Consider the following 575-nt stretch of genomic DNA (forward strand, 5'->3'; position numbering starts at 1 on the left):
CCTGCCGTCGTCATCAGCTGCGCGGTTCGCTGGTATTTCCGGTTCAGCCTGAGCCTGCGCGACGTCGAGGCGTTGCTGCTTGAGCGTGGTGTTGTGGTCACGTATGAGACGATCCGTTGCTGGTGCGACAAGTTCGGCGCCAGATTCGCCCAGTGCGCCAAAGCGGCGCGGCGCAAGCCGGGCAGTACGTGGTACCTCGACGAGATGCTCGTGACGCTGCGCGGCGAGCCGTATCTGTTGTGGCGAGCGGTCGACGAGCATGGCGCTGAACTGGACGTGCTTGTGCAAAAGCGGCGCGACAAGGCAGCGGCAAAGCGCTTCTTCCTCAGGTGCTGCGTTCAAACCCGGTGCCGCGCAAGATCGTGACCGACCAGCTGCGCAGCTATCCGGCAGCGAAGTCGGACATTCCTGAGCTTGCTCAGGTGAAGCACGTTTTCGTCAAGGCGGCCGCACGCAGGCGTTTCTTTCGTGCTTCGGCCCGATCCGGCAGCACTTCGCGTTGCCCAGACACCAGATGAACGCGGCATGTCATCGTACCGCGCTCCAGAAACGTTTCGCGACGTGGCATGGTTGGA

At 62.8% G+C, this 575-nt stretch carries 1 pseudogene; it reads left to right on the plus strand.

The features are described from left to right. A pseudogene (locus VSR72_RS44030) lies at positions 1 to 575 on the plus strand (IS6 family transposase); the annotation flags it as partial.

This window comes from Paraburkholderia sp. JHI869 (assembly GCF_038900775.1).
GTDB lineage: Bacteria > Pseudomonadota > Gammaproteobacteria > Burkholderiales > Burkholderiaceae > Paraburkholderia.